Source organism: Azospirillum fermentarium (assembly GCF_025961205.1).
Taxonomy (GTDB): domain Bacteria; phylum Pseudomonadota; class Alphaproteobacteria; order Azospirillales; family Azospirillaceae; genus Azospirillum; species Azospirillum fermentarium.
In genome coordinates this window covers 707653-731347 of sequence record NZ_JAOQNH010000002.1, presented here as the reverse complement: position 1 = coordinate 731347, position 23695 = coordinate 707653, and the positions used below count along the sequence as shown (strand labels likewise).

The 23695-nt window shown below is 68.7% G+C and carries 25 protein-coding genes; 10 read left to right on the top strand and 15 right to left on the bottom strand.

From position 1 onward, the window contains the following. The first annotated feature begins 30 nt into the window (after window positions 1–30). The 8 genes from M2352_RS18095 (at window position 31) to M2352_RS18060 (ending at window position 5172) form a co-directional block, all read left to right on the top strand. A complete protein-coding gene (locus tag M2352_RS18095) occupies window positions 31–969 on the top strand; it encodes a nucleoside recognition domain-containing protein (RefSeq protein WP_264665905.1) in 939 nt (312 codons plus the stop codon). Window positions 970–1062: 93 nt separating this feature from the next. Further along, complete coding sequence (hisB, locus tag M2352_RS18090; protein WP_264665904.1) at window positions 1063–1662, top strand: imidazoleglycerol-phosphate dehydratase HisB; 600 nt, start codon at window positions 1063–1065, stop codon at window positions 1660–1662. A 52-nt stretch (window positions 1663–1714) separates the two neighbouring features. Then, window positions 1715–2359 (top strand): imidazole glycerol phosphate synthase subunit HisH, encoded by a 645-nt coding sequence (hisH, locus tag M2352_RS18085; protein ID WP_264665903.1) that lies wholly within the window; start codon window positions 1715–1717, stop codon window positions 2357–2359. Between the two features lie 3 nt (window positions 2360–2362). Further along, window positions 2363–2938, top strand: coding sequence for a GNAT family N-acetyltransferase (locus M2352_RS18080; RefSeq protein ID WP_264665902.1), 576 nt, complete (start codon window positions 2363–2365; stop codon window positions 2936–2938). Then, the gene (hisA, locus tag M2352_RS18075; RefSeq protein ID WP_264665901.1) at window positions 2935–3684 is read left to right on the top strand and encodes a 1-(5-phosphoribosyl)-5-[(5-phosphoribosylamino)methylideneamino]imidazole-4-carboxamide isomerase; all 750 of its coding nucleotides are present in this window, start codon (window positions 2935–2937) and stop codon (window positions 3682–3684) included. Before M2352_RS18080 ends, hisA begins: the two co-directional genes overlap by 4 nt. Further along, a complete protein-coding gene (gene hisF / locus M2352_RS18070) occupies window positions 3681–4463 on the top strand; it encodes an imidazole glycerol phosphate synthase subunit HisF (protein ID WP_264665900.1) in 783 nt (260 codons plus the stop codon). Before hisA ends, hisF begins: the two co-directional genes overlap by 4 nt. Further along, window positions 4456–4794 carry a phosphoribosyl-ATP diphosphatase gene (locus M2352_RS18065; protein ID WP_264665899.1) on the top strand — a complete coding sequence of 113 codons (339 nt, stop codon included), beginning with the start codon at window positions 4456–4458 and terminating at the stop codon, window positions 4792–4794. The genes hisF and M2352_RS18065 overlap by 8 nt, the downstream gene beginning before the upstream one ends. Window positions 4795–4800: 6 nt before the next feature. After that, entirely contained in the window at window positions 4801–5172 is a 372-nt protein-coding gene (locus M2352_RS18060; RefSeq protein ID WP_264665898.1) for a histidine triad nucleotide-binding protein, read from the top strand. A gap of 74 nt (window positions 5173–5246) precedes the next feature. Here M2352_RS18060 and M2352_RS18055 read toward each other — a convergent pair whose 3' ends face one another. Next, window positions 5247–6128 (bottom strand): amidohydrolase family protein, encoded by an 882-nt coding sequence (locus M2352_RS18055; RefSeq protein ID WP_264665897.1) that lies wholly within the window; start codon window positions 6126–6128, stop codon window positions 5247–5249. Window positions 6129–6154: 26 nt separating this feature from the next. Next, window positions 6155–7897 (bottom strand): acyl-CoA dehydrogenase, encoded by a 1743-nt coding sequence (locus tag M2352_RS18050; protein WP_264665896.1) that lies wholly within the window; start codon window positions 7895–7897, stop codon window positions 6155–6157. A 143-nt stretch (window positions 7898–8040) separates the two neighbouring features. On the opposite strand from M2352_RS18050, the gene M2352_RS18045 reads away from it, so the two are divergent. Then, window positions 8041–8628, top strand: coding sequence for a MarR family winged helix-turn-helix transcriptional regulator (locus tag M2352_RS18045; RefSeq protein ID WP_264665895.1), 588 nt, complete (start codon window positions 8041–8043; stop codon window positions 8626–8628). Between the two features lie 76 nt (window positions 8629–8704). Here M2352_RS18045 and M2352_RS18040 read toward each other — a convergent pair whose 3' ends face one another. From M2352_RS18040 to M2352_RS17990, 11 genes are all read right to left on the bottom strand, one after another. After that, window positions 8705–9466, bottom strand: coding sequence for an SDR family NAD(P)-dependent oxidoreductase (locus M2352_RS18040; RefSeq protein ID WP_264665894.1), 762 nt, complete (start codon window positions 9464–9466; stop codon window positions 8705–8707). Between the two features lie 57 nt (window positions 9467–9523). Beyond that, complete coding sequence (locus M2352_RS18035; protein WP_264665893.1) at window positions 9524–11398, bottom strand: feruloyl-CoA synthase; 1875 nt, start codon at window positions 11396–11398, stop codon at window positions 9524–9526. 114 nt (window positions 11399–11512) lie between these two features. Beyond that, the gene (locus tag M2352_RS18030) at window positions 11513–12316 is read right to left on the bottom strand and encodes a crotonase/enoyl-CoA hydratase family protein (RefSeq protein WP_264665892.1); all 804 of its coding nucleotides are present in this window, start codon (window positions 12314–12316) and stop codon (window positions 11513–11515) included. Window positions 12317–12452: 136 nt separating this feature from the next. Continuing rightward, window positions 12453–13283 (bottom strand): universal stress protein, encoded by an 831-nt coding sequence (locus M2352_RS18025; RefSeq protein WP_264665891.1) that lies wholly within the window; start codon window positions 13281–13283, stop codon window positions 12453–12455. 24 nt (window positions 13284–13307) lie between these two features. After that, a complete protein-coding gene (locus M2352_RS18020) occupies window positions 13308–14036 on the bottom strand; it encodes an ABC transporter ATP-binding protein (RefSeq protein ID WP_264665890.1) in 729 nt (242 codons plus the stop codon). Next, window positions 14033–15856, bottom strand: a complete 1824-nt coding sequence (locus M2352_RS18015) for a branched-chain amino acid ABC transporter ATP-binding protein/permease (protein WP_264665889.1) — start codon at window positions 15854–15856, stop codon at window positions 14033–14035. Before M2352_RS18015 ends, M2352_RS18020 begins: the two co-directional genes overlap by 4 nt. After that, the gene (locus M2352_RS18010; protein ID WP_264665888.1) at window positions 15853–16890 is read right to left on the bottom strand and encodes a branched-chain amino acid ABC transporter permease; all 1038 of its coding nucleotides are present in this window, start codon (window positions 16888–16890) and stop codon (window positions 15853–15855) included. Before M2352_RS18010 ends, M2352_RS18015 begins: the two co-directional genes overlap by 4 nt. 34 nt (window positions 16891–16924) lie before the next feature. Beyond that, window positions 16925–18088, bottom strand: a complete 1164-nt coding sequence (locus M2352_RS18005; protein ID WP_264665887.1) for an ABC transporter substrate-binding protein — start codon at window positions 18086–18088, stop codon at window positions 16925–16927. A gap of 249 nt (window positions 18089–18337) precedes the next feature. After that, entirely contained in the window at window positions 18338–19579 is a 1242-nt protein-coding gene (locus M2352_RS18000; RefSeq protein WP_264665886.1) for an NAD(P)/FAD-dependent oxidoreductase, read from the bottom strand. Then, window positions 19579–19902 (bottom strand): 2Fe-2S iron-sulfur cluster-binding protein, encoded by a 324-nt coding sequence (locus M2352_RS17995; protein WP_264665885.1) that lies wholly within the window; start codon window positions 19900–19902, stop codon window positions 19579–19581. The genes M2352_RS18000 and M2352_RS17995 overlap by 1 nt, the downstream gene beginning before the upstream one ends. A gap of 52 nt (window positions 19903–19954) precedes the next feature. Then, window positions 19955–21118 (bottom strand): cytochrome P450, encoded by a 1164-nt coding sequence (locus M2352_RS17990; RefSeq protein ID WP_264665884.1) that lies wholly within the window; start codon window positions 21116–21118, stop codon window positions 19955–19957. A 215-nt stretch (window positions 21119–21333) separates the two neighbouring features. Between M2352_RS17990 and M2352_RS17985 the strand changes: the two genes are divergently transcribed. Beyond that, window positions 21334–22272, top strand: coding sequence for a helix-turn-helix domain-containing protein (locus tag M2352_RS17985; RefSeq protein ID WP_264665883.1), 939 nt, complete (start codon window positions 21334–21336; stop codon window positions 22270–22272). 111 nt (window positions 22273–22383) lie between these two features. On the opposite strand, the gene M2352_RS17980 is transcribed toward M2352_RS17985, so the two are convergent. Together M2352_RS17980 and M2352_RS17975 are read right to left on the bottom strand one after the other, a co-directional pair. Further along, entirely contained in the window at window positions 22384–23226 is an 843-nt protein-coding gene (locus tag M2352_RS17980; protein WP_264665882.1) for a class III extradiol dioxygenase family protein, read from the bottom strand. A gap of 4 nt (window positions 23227–23230) precedes the next feature. Continuing rightward, entirely contained in the window at window positions 23231–23584 is a 354-nt protein-coding gene (locus tag M2352_RS17975) for a protocatechuate 4,5-dioxygenase subunit alpha (RefSeq protein ID WP_264665881.1), read from the bottom strand. Window positions 23585–23695: the final 111 nt, after the last annotated feature.

Here is a 23695-nt window from a genome sequence, read left to right as displayed (position 1 = left end):
GCAGCGCAAGCGGTGGCATAGTCCGCCGCCATGAACATCCTTGCCGACGTCATCCTGCCCGCCGGCCGCGCGGCGGTGGAGCTGTCCTTCTTTGTGCTGCTGCCGGTCATGGTGGTGATGCTGGCCATCATGCGGGTGCTGGAGGCTTTCGGCGTCCTCGACCGGCTGGTGCGGCGGCTGGCGCCGCTGCTGCGGCCCTTCGGCCTGACCGGGCTCGGGGTGTTCGCGGCGCTGCAGGTCAATTTCGTCAGCTTCGCCGCCCCCGTCGCCACGCTGGCGATGATGGAGCAGCGCGGCACCTCCGACCGCCACCTGGCCGCCACTTTCGCCATGGTGCTGGCCATGGCCCAGGCCAACGCGGTGTTCCCGCTGGCGGCATTGGGCCTGCGTCCCGTGCCGGTGCTGGTGCTGTCGCTGGTGGGCGGGCTGGCCGCGGCGGCGGCGGCCTATTACCTGTTCGGGCGCCATCTGTCGGCGGAGGAACAGCGGCTGGACGACACCCTGCGCCACCCCACCGCCGACAACGCCAAGGGTATTCTCGACGCCATCAACCGGGCGGGGACGGATGCCTTCAAGATCACCATCGGCGCCATTCCCATGCTGGTGCTGTCGCTGGCGGCGGTGATGGGGCTGCGCCAGGGCGGGGCCATCGACGGGCTGACGGCGCTGCTGGCCCCGGCGCTGGGGGCGCTGTCCATCGACCCGCTGCTGGTGCTGCCCACCCTGACCAAGCTGGTGGCCGGGGGGACGGCCATGCTGGGGGTGGTGGGCGACATGCTGAAGCAGGGCACCTTGAGCGTGCCCCTGCTGAACGCCAGCGCCGGCTTTCTGATCCACCCGCTGGACCTGACCGGGCTGGCGGTGCTGATGTCGGCGGGGCGGCGGGCGGCGGCGGTGTGGCGCCCGGCGGCATTGGGCGGGTGTGTGGGGATCGTCATCCGCACCGCGGGCCATATTCTTCTTGGGTAGGAGCGGCGGATTGTGCCGTGCGGCATCCTCCGTCTGGCATAGGCGGGCCGTTCCTGATAAACACTCAATGGTAACAAAGACGAGAGCACGGTCATGCGGCGCGCCTCCATCGAGCGCAACACCAACGAAACCCGGATCCGGGTGGCGGCCAATCTGGACGGAACCGGCGTCTACGACGTCCGCACCGGCATCGGATTCCTCGACCACATGCTGGAGCAGTTGTCCCGGCACAGCCTGATGGACCTGACGGTGGTGGCCGAGGGCGACCTGCACATCGATTTCCACCACACGACCGAGGACAGCGGCATCGCCATCGGCATGGCCGTGGCCCAGGCGCTGGGGGACCGCAAGGGCATCCAGCGCTACGGCCATTCCTATGTGCCCATGGACGAGACGCTGACCCGCGTGGCGCTGGATTTCTCCAACCGCCCCTATCTGGTGTGGAAGGTCCATTTCAGCCGCGACAAGATCGGCGACATGGACACCGAGTTGTTCCGCGAATGGTTCCAGGCGTTCGCCGGGGCGGCGGGGGTCACGCTGCACGTGGAAAACCTGTACGGCGAGAACAATCACCACATCGTGGAAAGCTGCTACAAGGCGCTGGCCCGCGCGCTGCGCACGGCGGTGGAGATCGACCCGCGCAAGGCCGACGCCGTGCCGTCCACCAAGGGCACGCTGGGCGGGTCGCTCTGACCCCCCTGCCCCGCCCCACCTGTTTTCCGACGAAGATCAACGAGGCTTCCCCGTGCCCACCGTCGCCCTGATCGATTACGGCTCCGGCAACCTGCGCTCCGCCGCCAAGGCGGTGGAACGGGCGGCGGCGGATGCCGGCCTGTCCATGACCGTCACCGTCACCGCCGACGCCGATGTGGTGCGGCGGGCCGACCGGGTGATCCTGCCGGGCGTCGGCGCCTTCGCCGACTGTGGCCGCGGCCTGTCGGCGGTGCCGGGAATGCTGGATGCGCTGGGCGAAGCCGTCATCCGCGGCGGGCGCCCCATGCTGGGCATCTGCGTGGGCATGCAGTTGATGGCCACCATCGGGCGCGAGCACGGCGACCACGCCGGCCTGGGCTGGATCGGGGGAGAGGTCTTGAAGCTGACCCCCGCCGACCCGGCGCTGAAGATCCCGCACATGGGCTGGAACGAGCTTGAGATCGTGTCCGATCACCCGGTTCTGCGCAACCTGCCGGCGGGGGCGCACGGGTATTTCGTCCACTCCTACCACTTCGTCTGCGCCAACCCGGCACACACGCTGGCGCGGGTGGAGTACGGCGGTCCGGTCACCGCGGCCATCGGGCGCGACAATCTGGTCGGCACCCAGTTCCACCCGGAAAAGAGCCAGGAAACCGGGCTGGCGCTGATCACCAATTTCCTGACCTGGAACCCGTAAGCGATGACGGAGCAGGCCAAGCGCACCGTCACCGTCGAACAGGCGGGCGACAAGCTCCGCCCCGCCGACCTGCACGACCTGTGCGATGCCGCGGACGAGGCCATCCGGGCCGGCGGCGGCTTCGGCTGGGTCACCCCGCCGGGGCGCGAAATCATGGAGCGCTATTGGCGCGGCGTGCTGATCGTGCCGGAACGCATCCTGTTCATCGGCCGGCTGGACGGGGTGATCGCCGGCTCCGCCCAATTGGTCCGCCCCGCCCGCAACAACGAGGCGCAGTCCCACGCCTGCACCCTGACCACCGCCTTCGTGGCGTCATGGGCGCGCGGCAACGGCGTGGCGCGCCGGCTGGTCCAGGCGGTGGAGGACGAGGCGCGGTCGCTGGGTTTCCGCATTCTCAATCTCGACGTCCGCGCCACCCAGGAAGCGGCCATTCACTTGTATGAACGGGCGGGTTTCACCCTCTGGGGCACACACCCCAACTATGCCTGGGTGGACGGGCGTCCGGTTGCCGGGCATTATTATTATAAAGATCTGACATCCCCCCCTCCCGCGTCCCAAACGAACGAGTCCCTGCCATGATCCTCTACCCCGCCATCGACCTCAAGGATGGTGCCTGCGTCCGCCTCGTGCGTGGCGAGATGAGCCAGGCGACGGTCTTCAACACCGATCCCGGTGAACAGGCCCGCGCCTTTCAGGAGCAGGGGTTCGAGTGGCTGCATCTGGTGGATCTCAACGGCGCCTTCGCCGGCCGCCCGGTGAATGGGGACGCGGTGGAGCGGATCCTGTCGTCGGTGACCATCCCGGTACAGCTTGGCGGCGGCATCCGTGATCTGGCCACCATCGAGATGTGGTTGTCCAAGGGCATGTCGCGGGTGATCCTGGGCACGGTGGCGCTGCGCCAGCCGGAACTGGTCAAGGAGGCCTGCCGCCTGTTCCCCGGCAAGATCGCCGTGGGCATCGACGCCCGCGAAGGCTATGTCGCGGTGGCCGGCTGGGCCGAGACGTCGGAGGTGAAGGCGCTGGATCTGGCGCTGAAGTTCGAGGATTCGGGCGTGTCGGCCATCATCTACACCGACATCAACCGCGACGGCGCCATGGGGGGCGTGAACGTGGAATCCACCGCCGATCTGGCGTTCCACCTGACCACCCCGGTCATCGCGTCGGGCGGCGTGTCGAGCATCGAGGATCTGAAGGCGCTGAAGCGCGAGGAGGCCTCGGGCATTCAGGGCGTCATCTGCGGCCGCGCGCTCTATGACGGGCGCATCGACCCGGCGGAGGCCCTGGCTCTGCTGTCCGCCCCCGTGACCGAAGGTGCCGGCCAATGATGAAGATGCGCGTCATCCCCTGTCTGGACGTCAAGGACGGGCGGGTGGTCAAGGGGGTGAACTTCGTCGATCTGGTGGACGCCGGCGATCCCGTGGAGCAGGCCCGCATCTATGACCGCGAAGGGGCCGACGAGCTGACCTTCCTGGACATCACCGCCAGCCACGAGAACCGCGAGACCATCTTCGACGTGGTGCGGCGGACGGCGGAGCAGGTGTTCATGCCGCTGACCGTCGGCGGCGGCGTGCGCGTGGTGGAAGACATCCGCAAGCTTCTCCTCGCCGGGGCCGACAAGGTGTCGATCAACACCGCCGCCGTCCACCGCCCGGAGTTCGTGCGCGAAGGGGCGGAGAAGTTCGGCAGCCAGTGCATCGTCGTCGCCATCGACGCCAAGCAGACGGCCCCCGGCAAGTGGGAGGTGTTCACCCACGGCGGGCGCAACAACACCGGCCTGGACGCCATCGAATGGGCCAAGCGCATGGAATCCCTGGGGGCGGGGGAGATCCTGCTGACCTCCATGGACCGTGACGGCACCAAGAGCGGCTTCGACCTGGAGTTGACCCGCAAGGTGGCGGATTCGCTGGGCATTCCCGTCATCGCGTCGGGCGGGGTGGGCACGCTGGACCATCTGGTGCAGGGTATCCGCGACGGCCACGCCACGGCGGTTCTGGCGGCATCCATCTTCCACTTCGGCACCTACACCATCGGGCAGGCCAAGGCAGCACTGGCCGAGGCCGGCATCCCGGTGCGCCCGGTGAAGAAGGCCGCGGCGCATGTCTGAGGCGCAGGCGACCGCTGCGGTGCTGGAGCGGCTCTACGCCACCATCAATGCCCGCAAGGGGGCCGACCCCGCCAGCAGCTACACCGCCAAGCTGTTCAGCCGCGGCGTGCCCAAGATCGCCCAGAAGGTGGGCGAGGAAGCGGTGGAAGCGGTGATCGAGGCCATGCGCGGCGACACGGATGCGCTGGTGGGCGAATCCGCCGACCTGCTCTATCACCTGCTGGTGCTGTGGGCGGCCACGGGGGTGGAACCGGAAGCGGTTTTCGCCAAGCTGGCGGCGCGCGAGGGCACCAGCGGCATCGACGAGAAGAATTCGCGTCCCAAGGGGTGAGCACACATGGCCAAGACCTACGATACCGGCAACATCTTCGCCCGCATCCTGCGCGGTGAGATCCCGTGCAAGAAGGTATACGAGAGCGACCACGCCCTGGCCTTCCACGACATCAACCCGCAGACCCCCACCCACGTGCTGGTCATCCCCAAGGGTCCGTACGTGGATTGGGACCATTTCAGCGCCGAAGCGTCGGAGGCTGAAATCGCCGGCCTGATCCGCGCGGCGGGCGAGGTGGCCCGTCTGGTGGGGGCTGCCGAGCCGGGGTATCGGGTGCTGTCCAACTGTGGCGAGGCGGCGCATCAGGAGGTGCCGCATCTGCACCTGCATATTTTTGCGGGGCGGGATCTGGGGCGGATGATCGGCAAGGGTGAGTGAACAGTCGTCGGGGGCTGCTCGCCCCCGACACCCCCCGGCAAGGGCCAACGGCCCTTGCATCCCACAAATGAAATTCAGTGCGAGCCGTTGGTCTTCAGGCCCAGAAGACGGGCGGCGTTTTCCTTCAGGATCAAGGGGCGCACGTCGTCTTTGATGTTCAGCTTGTCGAAATCGGCGATCCAGCGGTCCGGTGTGATCAGCGGGAAGTCGGAGCCGAACAGCATCTTGTGCTTCAGCAGGCTGTTGGCGTACTGCACCAGGATGGCCGGGAAATACTTGGGCGACCAGCCCGACAGGTCGATGTAGACATTGGGCTTATGGGTCGCCACCGCCAGCGCCTCTTCCTGCCAGGGGAAGGACGGGTGGGCCAGGATGATCGGCATGTCGGGGAAATCCGCCGCCACGTCGTCCAGATGCATGGGGTTGGAATATTTCAGCCGCAGCCCCGCCCCGCCCGGCATCCCCGCCCCGATGCCGGTCTGGCCGGTGTGGAACAGCGCCGGCAGGCCGTATTCGGCGATCACCTCATAGAGCGGATAGGCCATGCGGTCGTTGGGGAAGAACCCCTGCATGGTGGGGTGGAACTTGAAGCCGCGCACCCCGTACTGCTCCACCAGCCGCCGCGCCTCGCGCACGCCGACCTTGCCGCGGGCAGGGTCGATGCTGGCGAAGGGGATCATCACGTCGCGGTTCTGCGCCACCAGTTCCGCCACCTCGTCGTTGGGCACGCGGGGAATGCCGGTGCAGCATTCGGCGTCCACGGGGAAGATGACGCAGGCCATGTTGCGCGAACGGTAGTATTCGGCGATTTCCGGGATGCCCGGCTGGCCCAGATCGTTCTTGAAGTACTTGGCCTTGGCCTCCTCCATCGCCAGCGCCTCTTCCAGCAGCGGGGCGCGGCAGGATTTCTCCGCGTGGGTGTGGATGTCGATGGCGACCAGAGAGTCGATGTCCATGATACGAATGTCCCGTTGCAGGAAAATCAGGAAAGAACCGCCAGCGCCTCGCCCACGAACCCGCCGCCGGCCATGACGGTGCGGGCCAGGCCGGGGGCGGCGGGGGCGATGTTGGCGGCGTAGAAGCGGGCGAGCACGATGCGGCGCTCCAGAGCCGGGGCGTCCTCCCCCGCCTGCTGGCGGGTGCGGGCGGCGGTGGCCCCCTTGGCGAGCAGGGCCGCCCCAGCGGTCAGCCCGAACAGCCGCAGATAGGGCGAAGCCCCGGCCAGCGCCTGTTCCGGCGTGCGGCCCACGGTGAGCAGCCAGCCGGTGGCCCGTTCCAGCGCGTCCAGCGCGGCGGTCAGGTCGGCGGCAGCCCCGCCCAGCACCTCCGCCGCCTCCGCCGCCATGGCCTTCCATTCGGCCAGAAGGGCGGCGACCAGCGCCCCGCCCTGACGCGGCAGCTTGCGGGTTACGAGGTCGATGGCCTGGATGCCGTTGGTGCCCTCGTAGATCGAGGTCACGCGCACGTCGCGCAGGTGCTGCGCCGCCCCGGTTTCCTCCACCACCCCCATGCCGCCGTGGATCTGGATGCCCAGATCGGCGACGGCGATGCCGGTGTCGGCGCAGAACGCCTTGACCACCGGGGTCATCAGCCCGGCCAGCGCCTCCGCCCCTTCGTCATGGGCGCGTTCGGCGCGGTCGATCGCGGTGGCGGTGACATAGGCGACGGCACGCGCCGCCGCGGTCTGGGCCGCCATGGAGAGCAAGGTCCGCTGCACGTCGGGATGCTCGACAATGGGGCACGGGCCGGTACCGTTCAGGGCACGGCCCTGCTTGCGCTCGCGGGCATAGGCCAGGGCCTGCTGGGTGGCGCGCTCGGCGATGGCCACACCCTGCAGTCCGGTGGCGAGACGGGCGCGGTTCATCATGGTGAACATGCAGGCAAGCCCGCGGTTCTCCTCCCCCACCAGCCAGCCGATGGCACCGCCGGCATCGCCGAACGCCATGGTGCAGGTGGGGCTGGCGTGCAGGCCCAGCTTGTGCTCGATCCCGGCGCAGCGCAGGTCGTTGGCCGTGCCATCGGGCAGGATCTTGGGCGCCAGGAACAGGGAGATGCCCTTGGTGCCCGGCGGCGCGTCGGGCAGACGGGCCAGCACCAGATGGACGATGTTGTCCGTCAGGTCGTGGTCGCCGTAGGTGATGAAGATCTTCTGCCCGGTGATGCGGTAGGTGCCGTCGCCCGCCGGCACCGCACGGGTGCGCAACAGCGCCAGATCGGACCCGGCCTGCGGCTCGGTCAGGTTCATGGTGGCGGTCCATTCGCCCGACACCAGCTTGGGCAGATAGGCCGCACGAAGAGCGTCGCTGCCGTGGGCCAGCAGCACATCCACCGCCCCTTGCGTCAGCACAGGCCCGAGGCCGAAGGCCATGCAGGCGGCGGTGTGCATCTCCATCACCGCGGTGTTCAGCATCACCGGCAGCCCCGCCCCGCCCCAGGCGTCGGGGGCGGCGACACCGTTCCACCCGCCCTCGCGCCATTGGGTGTAGGCGTCGGGGAAACCGGGCGGGGTGGCGACGGCGCCGTCGGCCCACCGCGCGCCGGTGCGGTCACCGGGAACGTTCAGCGGGGCCAGAACCCCTTCGGCCAGGGCGCCGGCCTGATCCAGCAGGGCGGTCACGAGGTCGCGGTCCAGCCCGTCGAACAGCCCCTCGGCGATGATGGCGTCCAGGCCGGCGATGTCGGTCAGGGTGGCGATGATATCGCCCGTGGGTGCGGTAAAGGTCATGCCGCCGGTTCCTCCCCTTCGTGCTTCGTTATTACTGTCATGATTCATAACAATGATGATCGTGTCAAATCCGCTGTGCGCCGGCGGGACACTTGGGCTATGGTCCGGCAACCGATCCTTCCCGTTGCCGGCAGACCCGCACCATGACCGAGACCCCCGCCAAACCGCCGCGGACCCGCCGCCCGAAAGCCACCCCCGGCCCCGATACGGGGGTGGAGGCGGTGGAAAGCGCCGTGGACATGGGGCTTTTGGACGAATCCATCGGCTTTCTGCTGAAACGGGTGCAGATGGCGGTGTTCACCGACTTCATCCGCACCTTCGCCCCCGCCGACATCCGCCCGGCGCAGTTCTCGGTCCTGGTCATCATCGCCCGCAACCCCGGCCTGAAGCAGTCGCAGGTCAGTGCCGCCCTCAGCATCAAGCGCACCAACTTCGTGCCGCTGCTGGATTCGCTGGAGGCCCGCGGTCTGGTGAAACGCAAGCTGGCCGCCACCGACCGCCGGTCCCACGCGCTGCACCTGACGGCCAAGGGCACGGCACTGGTGGGTGAACTGACCGCCCTGTGGCGGGAGCACGAGGGCCGCATCCGCACGCTGCTGGGCGGTGACGAGACCCACGCCCACCTGTGCGCCCTGCTGGGCCGCCTGACCGACATGGGCGGCCCGGTGGACGAGGACGCCGACAGCGACGCCCCGCCGCCCTCCAAACCCCGCCGCCGCAAGACGGAGTAAAAAGACGGGATCCAGGGGCCTTCCGGCCCTTGACCGGGATGCGCGAAGGGCGGGAAGCCCTTCGCTCCCCCCTTTATCAACGGGGAGGCAACCGCAAGGCTCCATCCAGCCGGATCACCTCCCCGTTCAACGCCGCATTCTGGACGCAATGAAGCGCCAGGGCGGCGTATTCCTCGGGCTTGCCGAGCCGCTTGGGGAACGGGACCGACGCGCCCAGGCTGGCCTGCACCTCGGCGGGCAGGGTGTGCATCATGGGGGTGAGGAACAGCCCCGGCGCGATGGTCATGACGCGGATGCCGAACTGCGCCAGTTCGCGCGCCGCCGGCAGGGTCAAAGCCGCGATCCCACCCTTGGACGCGGCGTAGGCCGCCTGCCCCACCTGCCCCTCATAGGCGGCGACGGAAGCGGTGGAGACGATCACGCCGCGCTCGCCGTCGGCCAGCGGGTCCAGAGCCGCCATGTCCGCCGCCGCCAGCCGCAGCATGTTGAAGCTGCCCAGCAGGTTGACCCGCAGCACGCGGTCGAAGTCTTCCAGCGGCTGGGGGCCGTCGCGGCCAAGAATGCGCTTGGCGGTGCCGATGCCGGCGCAGTTCACCAGCACGCGGGCGGCCCCGTGCGCCTCCCGCGCCGCGGCGATGGCGGATGCCGCCCCCGGCCCGTCCGACACGTCGCAGCGCACGGCGATGCCGCCGATCTCATGGGCGATGGCGGATGCCGCGTCGGCGTTGATGTCGAACACGGCAACCTTGGCCCCGGCGGCGGCCAGCGCGCGGGCCGTGGCCGCCCCCAGCCCCGAACCGCCGCCGGTGACGATGGCGGCCTGTCCCTGGATATCCATGATGTGAGCTTCCTTTTTCACGATCACCCTCTCCCGCCCCGGCGGGGAGAGGGCTTATCAGGCGGTGGCGCGTTCGCGCCGGGCGGGGACGGCGGCGACCAGCACGTCCGGCCCCGGTTCGGCGGCGTAGAGCGCCTCGATCAGGGGGGCGCGGCGGGCCAGCATGATCTTCTGGTTCAGCGACCCCTTGTCGGTGATCTCACCCGCGTCCAGGGACGGGCGGTCGTCCATGACGATGGCGCGCGCGATGCGGTTGGAACTGCCCGTGCCCTTGGCGGCCAAGCTGTCCAGCCGTTCCTGGAAGCGGGCGCGCACCTCCGGGTGGCGCACCACCTCGGCGTCCGGCAGACCGCGGGCGAAGTCGGGGCAATAGTCGCGGCAGGCGGCGATATCGGGCAGGATCAGCATCGCCACGTCGTCGCGGTCGTGGCCGGTGATGACCACATCGCTGACCAGCGGGGCGAAGTGCCGCTGCACATCGGCACGCAGGGTGCTGACGCTGACCCAGGTGCCGGTGGCGAGCTTGAAATCTTCGGAAATGCGCCCGTCGAAGATGAAGCCCATGCCGGGATCGTCGGGATCGACGAAGCGCAGGGCGTCACCCATGCAGTAATAGCCCTCGTCGTCGAACGCCTTGGCGGTCAGGTCGTCCTGGCGCCAGTAACCGGGCGTGACGTTGGGGCCGCGCAGACGGAATTCCAGCTTGCCGGCGGTGGGGACCAGCTTGACCGTCACCCCCGGCGCCGGCACGCCGACCACGCCGGGGCGGTCCACCGCGCGGTTGCAGATCATGGCCGAGGGCGCGGTTTCGGTGGAGCCGAGGCTGGTGACGAACACCACCTTTTCCCCGCAGGTCTCGATCGCCATCTCCTCCAGGCTTTCCCAGATGTGCGGCGCCAGCCCGGCCCCGGCATAGAACAGCGCCTTCAGCCGGCTGAAGAAGGTACGGCGCAGGTCGGCGTCGGCGCGCAGGTGGGGGACCAGCGCCTCGTACCCCTTGGGCACGTTGAAATAGACGGTGGGGCCGATGTCGCGCAGGTTGGCGACGGTGGGGCGGATGGCGTCACCCACCGGCTTGCCGTCGTCGATGTAGTAGGAACCGCCGTTGTAGAGCGCGATGTTGAAATTCTGGTTGCCGCCGAAGGTGTGGTTCCACGGCAGCCAGTCCACCAGCACCGGCGTCTCGTCGGCCAGGAAGGCATAGATCTGCCGCAGCATTTCCTGATTGCAGCACAGCATCCGCTGGGTGTTGATGACCCCCTTGGGCATGCCGGTGGACCCGGACGTGAACAGCAGCTTGGCCACCGTGTCCGGCCCCACCGCATCGTGGGCGGCGTCCACCGCCGCGGTCGGCTCGGCGGCCTCCAGGGCGGCGAAGGGTGTGACGGCCAGACCCTCGGGGATGCCGGTGGTGGTGACGACCTCCACCCCCGCCGGCACCGCGGCGCGCAGCGCGCGTTCAAAGCGCAGGCCGTCGGCGGCGAACACCAGCCCCGGCGTCACCAGCCCCAGCACGTGGCGCAGCTTGGCGTAATCGGAACTGACCAGGGAATAGGCGGTGGACACCGGCGCATAGGGGATGCCGGCGTATTGCGCCGCCAATCCCAGCAGGGCGTGTTCGATGTCGTTGCCCGACAGGATGGCGATGCCGCGGTCGGGCGACAGGCCGCGGTCGATCAGCGCCTGGGCGATGCGGCGCACCCGCACCAGCGTGTCGGCGTAGGTCAGCTCCCGCCAGCCGCCCTCGGCGGTGCGCTGGGCCAGGAACAGGTGATCGGGGCGTTCGCGCGCCCAACGTTCCAGGCACAGGGTGATCTTGTCGGGGTGGGGCACCAGCTCCATGGCGGAGCGGACCAGCAATGTGCCGTCGTCCCGGCGGTCCACGGACACCGCCGTGGCGCCGAGGCGCGCGGGGCGCATCGGATGCGTCATGGTAAGCGTTCCTCCCGAGAACGCGCCGGGCGGGGGTGTTTCCATCCCGCTTTCCGGCTTTTGCGTGGTGGTGTCAGGGCACGGCGGGGGCGTCGTTGCGCCCGGCCCGCGGCCTTAGAATTCGGTCACCTTCTTGGCCCGCTTCTCCAGGAAGGCGCGCAGCCGCTGCTTGGCGTCGTCGCTGCCCTGGGCCACGGCGGCCATCAGCGATTCCATCATGAAGCCCTGGCGGGGGTCGGCCTCGGCGATGCGCGGCAGGGCGTGGATGACGGCGAAGTTGGTGATGGGGGCGTTGGCGGCGATGCGCCCGGCCAGCTCCAGCGCCTTCGGCAACCCCTCGCCCGGCTCCACCAGATACTGCGACAGCCCCAGCGCGTAACCGCTCTCGGCGTCGTGCACCCGGCCCGTCAGCATCATGTCGGCCATCCGCGCCGCCCCGATCAGCCGCGGCACCCGCACCGACGCACCACCGCCGACGAAGATCCCCCGCTGCCCCTCGGGCAGGGCGTAATAGGCGGTGCGCTCGGCCACCCGCACATGGGTGGCGCAGGCCAGTTCCAGCCCGCCGCCGACCACCGCCCCTTTCAGCACCGACACCACCGGCACGCGCCCGAATTCGATCTTCTCGAACGCGCGGTGCCACATCATGGAGTGGGCAACGCCCTCCACCGTCGAGCGTTCGGTGATTTCCGACAGGTCAAGCCCGGCGGAGAAATTCTCGCCGTCCGCCGCGATCACCACCGCGCGGGCTTCCGGCGGCAGGGCGGCGAAGAAGGTCTCGATCCCCAGAATGGTTTCATCGTTGAGCGCGTTGCGCTTTTCCGGCCGCGTCAGCCACAGGACCGCCACATCGCCCCGCAGTTCCGCCCGCAGGGAAGCCGGCAGCACCGCTTCCATCATCCGTTCACCGGCAGTCATGGTTCGACCTCACATTTATTCGTCATCATTGTTATGAATTATAACATTTAAGGGCGGGCGGGGCAACGGCGGTCTTGGCGTTGTTCCACAACGTTTTTTCCGCCCCTCCCCCATCCCGGTCCCATGGCCCTGCCCGTCAGCAGGACATCAGCACCGGAACCGTCATGTGTCCCAGGATGTGGCGGGTGCCGCCGCCGCCGCGGTGCAGGCCGGGGAAACCGCTGCCCGCCGCGTGCGCACCCATCACCAAGAGGTCGGCCCCCTCGTCCGCCGCACGGTTCAGCAGCATGTCCATCATGCCGATGCCGTCGGCGGCCAGGATCTCCACCGTGGCGGGGATGCCGTGGCAGGACAGGTGACGCACGCAATCGGCGGTGCTGGCCTGCTCCTCCTCCGGGTGGCGGCTGAAGACGGCCAGGGTGGCGCCCTCCCCGCCCGCCATCAGCGGCAGGGCGTCGTTGAGCGCGCGGGCGGATTCGCGGCTGTGGTTCCAGGCGATCAGCGGGCGGCGGAACGGCACCGCCACCGGCCCGGCATAGGGCACCACCAGCACCGGGCGCCCGGCGTGCTGGATCACCTGCTCCACCATGCCCGGCGGCACCAGGGAGGTGCCGTCGTCGGCCTCCTGCCCCAGAATCGCCAGATCCACGTGACGGGCGGCGTCGGTGACGCCCTGGATGACCTCCGCCGCGCCGCCGCGGTTGGCATCGCGCCACTCGGCACCCGCCAGCCCCTCGGTGGCGGTGGCGAAGGCATCGCGGCTGGCGGCGGACGCGGCGCGGTAGGCATCGCTCGGCCACACCGACACCACCCCCACCGAATGGGCCTTGCCGTGCTCGGCGAACAGGCCCAGCAGGCGGGCGCCGTGGCGGCGGGCCAGAGCCACCGCCAGCCCCAGCCGCACCGGCGTGCGGGGGCCGTGGTCGAGATGAACCAGAATGTTGCGGACAGGATAGGTGTGCGACATGGGTGTTTCCCCCCTCCGGCCCCGTCAGGCGGCCTGGCCCGACAGGCCGAGATAGCTTTCGATCACGCGGGGATCGGCGGCCAGCGTCGATGCCGGCCCCTCCAGCGTTACGGTGCCGGTTTCCATCACATAGCCGTAATCGGCGATGCGGAGCGCGGCGCGGGCGTTCTGTTCCACCAGCAGGATGCCGACCCCGGTGCGGCGCAGGTCCGACACCAGCTCCAGGATTTCCTTCACGATGCGGGGGGCCAGCCCCAGGCTGGGTTCGTCCAGCATCAGCACGCGGGGCTTGGCCATCAGGGCGCGGCCCATGGCCAGCATCTGCCGCTCGCCCCCCGACATGGTGCCCGCCGCCTGTTTGCGGCGTTCCTTCAGCCGGGGGAACAGGGTGTAGACCTCCTCCAGCGCATCGGCCACCCGCTCGCCGCGGGGACGGGTGTAGGCACCCAGGCGCAGATTGTCCTCCACCGCCATGGTGGCGAACAGCTCGCGCTTTTCCGCCACCAGCGCGATGCCGGCGGTCACCCGTTCCTCGATGGACAGGGCGTCCACCGCCCGGCCCTGGAAGCGGATGGCCCCGGTGGCCGGCAGGATGCCCATGGCCGCGTTCAACAGCGTGGTCTTGCCCGCCCCGTTGGCCCCGACCACGGTGACGATCTGGCCGGGCTGGATGGACAGGGACACCTGCCGCACCGCCTCGATCCGGCCATAGGAAACCGACACGCCATCCAGTTCGAAAAGCGCGGTGCTCATTCGATCCCCCCCAGATAGGCTTCGAGAACGGCCGGGTTGTTGCGGATCTCGGCGGGCAGGCCCTCGGCGATCTTGGCGCCGAACTCCATCACCACCAGACGGTCCACCAGCCCCATCACGAAATCCATGTCGTGCTCGACCAGCAGGATCGCCGTGCCCTCCGCCCGCAGGCGGCGGAGCAGGTTGCCCAGTGCCTGCTTTTCCGCGTGGCGCAGGCCGGCGGCGGGTTCGTCCAGCAGCAGCAGCATGGGGTCCAGGCACAGCGCACGGGCGATTTCCACCACCCGCGCCTGCCCCAAGGCCAGCGTGCCCGCCGGGCGGTGCAGGCTGTCGCCCAGGCCGCAGCGCTCCAACTGCCGCACGGCCTCGTGGCGCAGGCGGTCCTCCTCGGTGCGGTCCAGGCGCAGCACCGCCCCCATCACCCCGGCGTGACCCCGCAGGTGGGCGCCCAGCATCACATTGTCCAGCACGCTCATGGTCGGCAGCAGCTTCACATGCTGGAAGGTGCGGGCCACGCCGCGGCGGGCGATGGTGCGCGACGGCAGCCCGCCGATGCGCGCCCCTTGCAGCCGCACCTCCCCCGCCGACGGGCGCAGGACGCCGGTCACGAGGTTGAAGGTGGTGCTCTTGCCCGCCCCGTTGGGGCCGATCAGGCCGATGATCTCACCCGCCTTGACCTCGAACCCCACGTCACGCACCGCCAGCAGGCCGCCGAAGCTCTTTTGCAGCGAGCGGATGTCCAGGAGCGGCGACCCGGCGTCGGGCATGGCGCGGCGGGGCAGCGGCTCGGCATCGCCACGCGGGGGCGCCGGGGCGCGGGGCGGGAACACCCGCTGCACCAGCGGCCACAGCCCGTCGCGGGCGTATTGCAGCAGCAGCACCAGCAGCACGCCGAAGATGATCGCTTCGAAATTGCCCGAGCCGCCGAACAGCCGCGGCAGGATGGCCTGAAGCTGGTCCTTCAGCAGCGTGACCACCGCGGCACCGGCCACCGCCCCCCAGATGTGGGCGACACCGCCGACCACCGCCATGAACAGGTATTCGATGCCGGCGTTCAGGCCGAAGGGGGTGGGGTTCACCGCCCGCTGCACATGGGCGAACAGCCACCCCGACACCGCCGCCAGCAGTGCGGCGTAGACAAACGCGGTGAGCTTGACCCGCCCGGTATCCACACCGAACGCCTCGGCCGCCGTCACCCCGCCGCGCAGCGCCCGGATCGCCCGCCCGACGCGGGAATCCAGCAGACGCAGGGTGGCCAGGGCCGCCAGCAGGACGCAGGCCCAGATGACGTAATAGACCGCCCGCCCCTCGTACAGCGGATAGCCCGCGATGCTCAGCGGCGGGATGCTGGAGATGCCGTCGTGACGCCCCAGCGCGTCCATGTTGCCGAACAGGTAATAGAGGCTGATGGCCCAGGCCATGGTGCCCAGCGGCAGGTAATGGCCCGACAGCCGCACGGTCATCAGCCCCAGCACCAGCGCCACAACGCCGGTCAGCGCCACCGCCAGCGGCAGCGTCAGCCACGGCGACAGGCCGTAGGTGGTGGTCAGAACCGCGGTGGTGTAGGCGCCGAAGCCGCAGAACGCCGCCTGCCCGAACGAGGTCAGGCCGCCGATGCCGGTCAGCAGCACCAGCCCCATCACGGCCAGGGACGCCATGCCGATGCCGTTCAGCAGCGTGATCCAGATTTCCGGGGTGGCGGGGACCAGGGGCAGCACCGCGCCCACGGCCAGCAGCGCCAGCCCGGCACGGCGGGACGCCCCGCCGCCAAGGCCCGCCCACGAGGCGGGGGTGAGGGTTTTGGAGGACGGCACGCTCATTCCTCATCCTCCACATGCACGGTGCGGATGGAACGCCACAGAAGAACCGGGATGATGATGGTGAAGACGATGACTTCCTTGAAGGAACTGGCCCAGAAGGACGCGAACGCCTCCACCAGCCCCACCAGCACCGCGGCGGCAGCCCCGAGCGGGAAGCTGACCAGCCCGCCGATGATGGCGGCGACGAAGCCCTTCAGCCCCGTCAGGAAGCCGGTGTCGTAGAACACGGTGGTCACCGGGGCGATCAGCACCCCCGACAAGGCACCGATGAAGGCGGCCAGGGCGAAGGCGATCCGGCCGGCCGACGCGGTGGGGATGCCCACCAGCCGCGCGCCCAGCCGGTTGACCGCGGTGGCGCGCAGCGCCTTGCCGGTCAGGGTGTGGCCGAAGAAGGCCCACAGCGCCACGATCAGCGCCGCCGTCACCCCCAGAACCCACAGGCTCTGGCCCGTGACCATGGCCGGGCCGATGTCGTAGGTGGCGGTGCTGAGCGGTGCGGTGCGGAACCCCTCGGCCCCGAAGAACAGCAGCCCCAGCCCGACCAGCGCCAGATGCACGCCCACCGACGCGATCAGCAGCACCAGCACCGACGCTTCGGCCAGCGGGCGGTAGACCAGCCGGTAGAGCGACGGCCCCAGCAGCGCCACCGCCGCCAGGGTCAACGGCACTTCCACCGCCGGCCCCCAATGGCGGGGAGCGGCGATGACGGACGCCGCCAGCACCGCCGCCGGCAAGCCCACGTCCACCACCGCGGCGCGCACAAGGCGCGCCGGGCGGCGGGCGGCGGGGTCGCGGATCAGATCATCGAGGAGAGCCGCCACCCCCAGCCCCACCGCCAGCAGGACGGTCGGCGGGACAAGCCCCCGCTCGAACGCCGCCAGCGTCAAGGCGCCATAGGCAACAAACTCCCCCTGAGGGATGAAGATGACGCGGGTGATGGTGAAGACCAGCACCAGCGACAGGGCCAACAGCGCGTAAACGGCACCGTTGGTCACCCCGTCCTGCGCCAGGAACAAGACGATGGTCGAGTCCAAAACCGCCTCCATGGGCACGCGGGATGCGGATGCCTTACTTCACCAGGTTCCAGGTGCCGTTCTCGACCTTCAGCAGCACATAGCCGCGGTAATCCAGGCCGAAATGGTCATCCTTGGTGTAGTTGAACACACCCTGGGAGGCGACGACCTCCTTCTCGCTTTCCAGCGCATCGCGCAGCGCCGTGCGGAATTCCTTGGTGCCCGGCTTGGCCGACTTCAGCGCCACCGGAACCACGCGCTTGAGCACCTGGGCCGCGTCCCACACATGGGCGCCGAACTGGGCGCGGGTCTGGGGACCGTACTTGGCCTCGTACTTGGTCACGTATTCCAGCGCCAGGGGGCGCATGGGGACGGATTCCGGCAACTGCTCGGCCACCATCACGGGACCGGAGGGCAGGATGGCCCCCTCCACCGCCGCACCGCCGATGCGGATGAAGTCCTGCGTCACCGACCCGTGGGTCTGGTAGATCGGACCCTTGTACCCGCGTTCGCGCAGCGTGATGTGCGGCAGGGCCGACGCGGTGCCCGACCCGCCCACCAGCACGGCGTCGGGGCGCGCGGCCAAAAGCTTCAGCACCTGCCCGGTGACGGAGGTGTCGGCGCGGGCGAAGCGTTCCTCCGCCACCACCTTCAGCCCGGCGGACGGGGCCAGCGTCTTCAGGTCGCGCAGCCAGAAATCGCCCCAGGCGTCGGCAAAGCCGATGAAGCCGATGGTCTTGACGTTGTTCTTCTTCATGTGGTCGATGACGGCCATGGCCATCAGCGTCACGTTCTGCGGCAGGCGGAAGGTCCATTCGTCCTTGCCCGCCGGCAGGTCGATGGGCGACAGCGCCAGATGGGGCACGGCGTTTTCCCGCGCCACGCCGGCCACCGCGATGGCCGCCCCGGTCATCACCGAGCCCAGCAGCACGTCGGCGTTCTCTTCCGTCACCAGACGGCGGGCCTGGGTGGTGGCCTGGGTGGGGTCGGAGGCGTCATCGACCACCAGCAGCCGGATCTTTTCCCCGCCGATCTCTTCGGGGAACAAGGCGGCGGTGTTCTTGGCCGGAATGCCGATGGCGGCGGTGGAGCCGGTGGCCGGCACGATCAGGCCGACGGTGATGTCGGCCAGGGCGGCACCCGGAACGGCCAGCAGCGCCGCCGCGGCCAGAAGGGTGCGGCGCAGGCGGGTGCCGGGAGACGAACGGCGTTCGGTCATAAGGGTTTCCTCCACGCGATTGTCGGATTGTTTTTGTGCGGTGCGGCGCAGGGTGACGAAAATGCCGGCACCGGCGGCAGCCGTCGTTGCGGCTGCCAGAACTGTTATTGTTTATAACAGTTATGAGGGGTTCCGTAAAGCCGGGTTGTGACCCGGAAACGGACATAAACGGGCATAAAATGACGCAGAATAAAAAAAGCCCCCTTCCCGTCAGGAAAGGGGGCTGCCGGATGCGAGGGCGGCATGGCCTCACCGCGCCAAGGCGGCCAGTTGGACAGACTCGTCGGCGACCTGTTCCGGGGTGACCGGAACCCGCTTGTCCAGAAGCTTGCGCCCGGTCATGTGATCGGGCGGGCGGTTGACCGAATCGATGGCGATCAGCGCGCCATCGCGGAAGTAGAACACCGAGAAGCGCCGTTCGGCGGGCGATCCGCGCACCACGATGCGGTCGTGACCGGACGAGAGGCCGACCATCTGCAGCTTCACGTCGTACTGATCGGACCAGAACCACGGGGCGGCGGTGAAGGGGCGTTCGCGGCCCAGCAGCGCCGCCGCCGCCGCCTTGCCCTGCTCCACCGCGTTCTGCACCGATTCCAGCCGGCGGGGGGCGGCCCCGTCGGCGATGCGGACGGTGCAGTCGCCCACCGCGGTGATGCGCGGGTCACTGGTGCGGGCGCAGTCGTCCACGATGATGCCGCGGTCGCACGCCAGCCCGGCGGCCACCGCCAGATCGTCGTTGGCGATGATGCCGATGCCGGCCACCACCGCGTCGGCGGGATAGACGGTGCCGTCGGCGGTGCGGACGGCGGTGACCGTGCCGCCGCTGCCCTCCAGCGCCACCACCTGCGCCCCCAGCACCACATCCACACCGTGGGAGCGGTGAAGATCGGCGTAGAAGTCGGACACGAACGGGGCCACCACCCGCGCCATCAGGCGGGGGGCCGCTTCCAGCACCGTGACCGTGCGCCCACGCTTGCGGGCCGAGGCTGCAACCTCCAGCCCGATGAAGCCGCCGCCGATCACCACCACCCGTTCGGCGGCGTCCAGCGCCGCCCCGATGCGGTGGGCGTCGTCCAGCGTGCGCAGGCCGAACACCCCCTCCAGTTCCGCGCCCGGAACCGGCAGGGGCCGCACCCGCGATCCCGTGGCCAGCGCCAGCCCGTCATAGGACAGGCAGCGCCCGTCATCCAGCCGCACCACCTGGGCCGCCCGGTCGATGGACGACACCCGCACGCCGGTCAGCAGCGTGATGCGCTGGCGTTCGAAGAAGTCCAGCCCGCGGATGCCGAGTTGGGCGTCCGTCACCTCCCCGTTCAAAAGTGCCTTGGACAGGGGGGGACGGTGGTAGGGCGGCTGGGTTTCGTCGCCGATCAGGGTGATGGGGCCGGTGTAGCCCTCCGCCCGCAGGGATTCCGCCACCTGCAGGCCGCCCTGCCCCGCCCCGGCGACAACCATGCCGCCGGTTTCGGGTTCCGCCATCGCCGGGGCCATCAGCTTTGCGTTTCGGGCAGGTGGAGCGTCATGCCGTCAAGCTCCGGCGTCACCTTGATCTGGCACGACAGGCGGCTGTTGGGCTTGCGCTCGGACGAGGTGCACTCCAGCATCTCTTCTTCCGTCTGGCTGGGCGCCGGCAGGGTGCCGGCGAAGGTTTCATCCACATAGCAATGACACGTGGCGCAGGCGCACGAACCGCCGCATTCGCCTTCGATCCCATCGACGCCGTTCTGCACGGCGCCCTGCATCACGGTCCAGCCGGTGGGGATCTCCACCACCTGTTCCGCGCCGTCGTGGGAAATGAACGTGATCTTGGCCATGAGGATGATTCCTTCCGAGAAGAGGTGCTGGTGGGTTTTTTATGGTTTGATCTCAGCCCACCGCCAGTTCGAGCCGGGTCGGGCTGCGGAACGTGGTGGAGGACATCCAGGGCAACTGGTCCTGGACACGGGTGAAGTCGGGCACGCGCTTCAGCAGTTCCTCGAACGCCACCTTGGATGCCAGACGGGCGAACGCGGTGCCGAGGCAGGCGTGGACGCCGCCGCCGAAGCCCAGATGCCCCTTGGGCTTGCGGGCGATGTCGTAGATATGGGCGTTGGGGAAGCGGCGGTCGTCGCGGTTGCCGGAGCCATAGGCCAGACAGACGAAATCACCCTGGCGCATCACCTGCCCGTGCAGTTCCACATCACGCTGCAGGCAGCGGCGGAACCGCTGGGCCGAGGTGTTGTAGCGCAGGGATTCTTCCATGGCGTCGGCGATCAGCGCCGGGTTGGCCACCAGCTGGCGGCGGGCGTCGGGGTGGTCGGCCAGATTGTAGGCGAACATGGTCAGGAACCCCGACAGGGATTCGATGCCGGCCATGATCAGCGTGGTGATGGTCATCTGGATTTCACGGTCGGCCAGCTTCTCGCCGTCCACTTCCGCGGTGATGAGCGCGGTGATGAGGTCGTCGCCCGGCTCGGCCTTGCGCAGTTCCACCAGCGACTTGGCGTATTCGCTCATCCACTGGAAGGCGGCCAGGTGCTCCGGCCCCTTCTGGCGGGTGGCGGGGTCCGACTGGACCATCAGCACCGCCTTGTCGCGGACCATCTTCTCGTTTTCGCGCGGCAGGTTGAACAGGCCGAACAGCACGTCCACCGTCACCTTGCTGGAAAACTGGCTGACGAAATCGAAGGTCTTTTCGCCCTGGATGGCGTCCAGCGCCCGGTTGGCCGAGGCGCGCACCGGCTCGGTCAGCCCCTCCACCGCCTTCTTGGTGAAGGCGAACTGCACCAGCCCGCGCAGGCGGTCGTGGCGGGGCGGATCGGTGGTGCCCAGGGTGGCGCCGGCGCGGTTGGGCATCTCGTCCATCAGATTCCCCCGCGCGGAGGAATAGGTTTCCCAGTCGTTCAGCGCCGTCACGATGTCGTCGTAGCGCGACAGCACCCACATGTTGGCCTCGTCCGACCAGAAGCACGGGTGTTCGTCGCGCAGCGTCTTGTAAAACGGAAAGGGATCGGCATCCACCGCCGGAGAATAGGGGTCGAAACGGAACATGGGCGTTGATCCTCCACGGGCGCCCGCCTCAGCCGCGGGCCTGGGCGCCATCTGGTCTTTTTTGGAAAATTCCGGGGGGCGGGACGTCTCTTTCCGGTCGTCGCTGCGCCCGTCACACGACAGAGAATGCCCCAGAACCATGCGCCCGGAAATGGACGAAGGGGCAAAAAAATTGTACTATTCAGGCAAAATGAGGGAATGGGGAGGGCCGGGGAATGGCAACCGCAGCGGATACCGCCGATATTGCGCCGCACGCAACGGTGTGGGATGCCGACGGCGTGCCGCTCTACACCCTCTATGGGGAGCAGGCGCGCGCCACCGACGCCGAATTCATCCATATCGAGGATATCCAGAGCCGCAGCCACCTCTATGACTGGGGCATCGGGCTGCACACCCACCGGGGTTTGTTCCAGCTTGTGGTGATGCAGGACGGGGGGGCGCGGGTGCAGCTCGACGGGCGGACCATCGACGCCGTGGCCCCCTGCGCGGTGGTGGTGCCGCCGGCGGTGGTGCATTCCTTCCAGTTCCGCCCGGGAACGCAGGGGGTGGTGCTGACGGTGGCCGAAGCGCTGCTGTTCGACGGCGCCAGCCCGCGCAGCCGCCCGCTGTTCGAGGCGCTGTTCGTGTCGCCCTGCGTGCTGGATCTGGCGGGCGATCCCCAGGGCGTGCGGCGGATGGCGGCCCATCTGGACCATCTGATGATGGAATTCCGCTGGCCGCAGCTTGGCCGCGACCTGATGTGCGAATGGCTGGTGCGGGGGGTGCTTTTGCTGCTGGAACGGCGCCGGGCCGCCGCCATCGGGCCGTCATCGGCGCCCGAACGGGTGCGCACCGAGCTGTTCACCCGCTTCCGCGCGCTGGTGGAGGCGCATTTCGCCGAACATTGGCTGGTGCCGCGCTACGCCGACGAACTGGGCATCACGGAATCGCGGCTGAACCGGCTGTGCCGGCAGCTTGCCAACCGGTCGGCGTTCGAGGTGGTGCAGGACCGGCTGTTGCTGGAGGCGCGGCGGCGGCTGATCTACATCGCCGCCCCGGTGTCGCTGATCGCGTACGAACTGGGGTTTCAGGACCCGGCGTACTTCAACCGTTTCTTCAAGAAGCTCACGGGAAAAACCCCCGCGGCCTTTCGCAGGCAAGCGCGGGGGGAGTGAGGGGAAGAATGTACAATTCGGACAGTCAGCCACCATAATCCCCCGCCGGATCAAAAGCGGGGGAGAAAACACCCCTCCCGCCCCGTCAGCGGGAGGGGCACGCCGCCCGGATCAGACGGCGTTCTCCAGCACCAGCAGTCCCGCACCGGTGTTGGAAATCGGGATGTGATAGTTGCTGTGAACCTTGGACACCGTGCCGGTCATGGTGCCGCGCATGATCAGCCACAGGATCAGCTCGGCCCCCTGGGCGCCGGCCAGACGCACCAGATCATGGATGGAGTAGCGGGTCAGCGCCTCGGGATCGCTGACGATCTTCTCCATGCACATCAGGTCGAATTCCTTGTTGATGAACCCGGCCCGCTGGCCGTCGAGCTGGTGCGACAGCCCGCCGGTGCCCAGAACCACCACCTTCAGATCCTTGGGGAAGGAGGCGACGGCGCGGCCGATGGCCTGACCCAGCTTGAAGCAGCGGGCCGGGGTCGGCAGCGGGTGCTGCACCGTGTTCACCGCCACCGGGATCGACTTGACGGTCATCTTGGACCGGTCGGGCCACATCAGCGACATGGGCACGGTGAAACCGTGGTCCACCAGCATTTCCTGGCACGAGCAGATGTCGAACTCGTCGGCCACCAGCGAATTGATGATATGCCACGACAGCTCCGGGTCACCCTGGTAGGGCGGCAGCGGCTGCAGGCCCCAGCCTTCGTCGTCGTTGGTGTACTGCGGTGCCGCACCGATGGCGAAGGTGGGCATCTTGTCGAGGAAGAAGTTCAGGCCGTGGTCGTTGTAGACGACGATGGCCACGTCGGGCTTCACCTCGTCCAGCCATTCCCGCGCGCGGGGATAGGCGTCGAAGAACGGCTTCCAGTACGGATCTTCGAACATTTCCCGCGAAATGGCGTTGCCGATCGCCGGAATGTGGGAGGTGGTGATACCGCCAACGATGCGTGCCATGATCTCAGTGCCCCGCGGCCAGAAGTTTCGCCTTGAATTCCTCGACGCTCACGCCGGTCTGCTGCGCGCCGATGTCCTGGACGTTCAGGCCGAGCATGCCGATGAACTTCGCCAGGTAATAGATGTTGCCGCCGTTATCGAGCAGGGCCAGGACATTGCGTTCCTTGATGGCCGTGGTCTGTTCCGGCGTCAGGCCGAATTTCGCGCAATAAGCGTCTTCGTCGGCCAGGAATTCCTTGCGCGCGGCAGCGCCGTTGAAGGTGTAGCACATCTTGTTGAGCGCGTAGCCTTTGACGGCCATGGCGCCGTCGAAGATGATGGTGCCGGGGATCGGCTCCAGCGTCTTGGCGGGTTCCATTCTATTTCCTCCGGGTGTGTGGTTCTTATCCCAATGGTACGGCTCTTTGACCCGTACCACTGGAGGGCCGCGACGGCGGCCCCGCGGGCACATGCCCGCGGAAGCCAAGCG

Bases quoted from the DNA above. Each gene is read 5' to 3' on its own strand.
- M2352_RS18095 (WP_264665905.1), top strand. From the start codon at position 31: ATGAACATCCTTGCCGACGTCATCCTGCCCGCCGGCCGCGCGGCGGTG.
- hisB (WP_264665904.1), top strand. From the start codon at position 1,063: ATGCGGCGCGCCTCCATCGAGCGCAACACCAACGAAACCCGGATCCGG.
- M2352_RS18080 (WP_264665902.1), top strand. From the start codon at position 2,363: ATGACGGAGCAGGCCAAGCGCACCGTCACCGTCGAACAGGCGGGCGAC.
- hisA (WP_264665901.1), top strand. From the start codon at position 2,935: ATGATCCTCTACCCCGCCATCGACCTCAAGGATGGTGCCTGCGTCCGC.
- hisF (WP_264665900.1), top strand. From the start codon at position 3,681: ATGATGAAGATGCGCGTCATCCCCTGTCTGGACGTCAAGGACGGGCGG.
- M2352_RS18065 (WP_264665899.1), top strand. From the start codon at position 4,456: ATGTCTGAGGCGCAGGCGACCGCTGCGGTGCTGGAGCGGCTCTACGCC.
- M2352_RS18060 (WP_264665898.1), top strand. From the start codon at position 4,801: ATGGCCAAGACCTACGATACCGGCAACATCTTCGCCCGCATCCTGCGC.
- M2352_RS18055 (WP_264665897.1), bottom strand. From the start codon at position 6,128: ATGGACATCGACTCTCTGGTCGCCATCGACATCCACACCCACGCGGAG.
- M2352_RS18050 (WP_264665896.1), bottom strand. From the start codon at position 7,897: ATGACCTTTACCGCACCCACGGGCGATATCATCGCCACCCTGACCGAC.
- M2352_RS18045 (WP_264665895.1), top strand. From the start codon at position 8,041: ATGACCGAGACCCCCGCCAAACCGCCGCGGACCCGCCGCCCGAAAGCC.
- M2352_RS18040 (WP_264665894.1), bottom strand. From the start codon at position 9,466: ATGGATATCCAGGGACAGGCCGCCATCGTCACCGGCGGCGGTTCGGGG.
- M2352_RS18035 (WP_264665893.1), bottom strand. From the start codon at position 11,398: ATGACGCATCCGATGCGCCCCGCGCGCCTCGGCGCCACGGCGGTGTCC.
- M2352_RS18030 (WP_264665892.1), bottom strand. From the start codon at position 12,316: ATGACTGCCGGTGAACGGATGATGGAAGCGGTGCTGCCGGCTTCCCTG.
- M2352_RS18025 (WP_264665891.1), bottom strand. From the start codon at position 13,283: ATGTCGCACACCTATCCTGTCCGCAACATTCTGGTTCATCTCGACCAC.
- M2352_RS18020 (WP_264665890.1), bottom strand. From the start codon at position 14,036: ATGAGCACCGCGCTTTTCGAACTGGATGGCGTGTCGGTTTCCTATGGC.
- M2352_RS18015 (WP_264665889.1), bottom strand. From the start codon at position 15,856: ATGAGCGTGCCGTCCTCCAAAACCCTCACCCCCGCCTCGTGGGCGGGC.
- M2352_RS18005 (WP_264665887.1), bottom strand. From the start codon at position 18,088: ATGACCGAACGCCGTTCGTCTCCCGGCACCCGCCTGCGCCGCACCCTT.
- M2352_RS18000 (WP_264665886.1), bottom strand. From the start codon at position 19,579: ATGGCCCCGGCGATGGCGGAACCCGAAACCGGCGGCATGGTTGTCGCC.
- M2352_RS17995 (WP_264665885.1), bottom strand. From the start codon at position 19,902: ATGGCCAAGATCACGTTCATTTCCCACGACGGCGCGGAACAGGTGGTG.
- M2352_RS17990 (WP_264665884.1), bottom strand. From the start codon at position 21,118: ATGTTCCGTTTCGACCCCTATTCTCCGGCGGTGGATGCCGATCCCTTT.
- M2352_RS17985 (WP_264665883.1), top strand. From the start codon at position 21,334: ATGGCAACCGCAGCGGATACCGCCGATATTGCGCCGCACGCAACGGTG.
- M2352_RS17980 (WP_264665882.1), bottom strand. From the start codon at position 23,226: ATGGCACGCATCGTTGGCGGTATCACCACCTCCCACATTCCGGCGATC.
- M2352_RS17975 (WP_264665881.1), bottom strand. From the start codon at position 23,584: ATGGAACCCGCCAAGACGCTGGAGCCGATCCCCGGCACCATCATCTTC.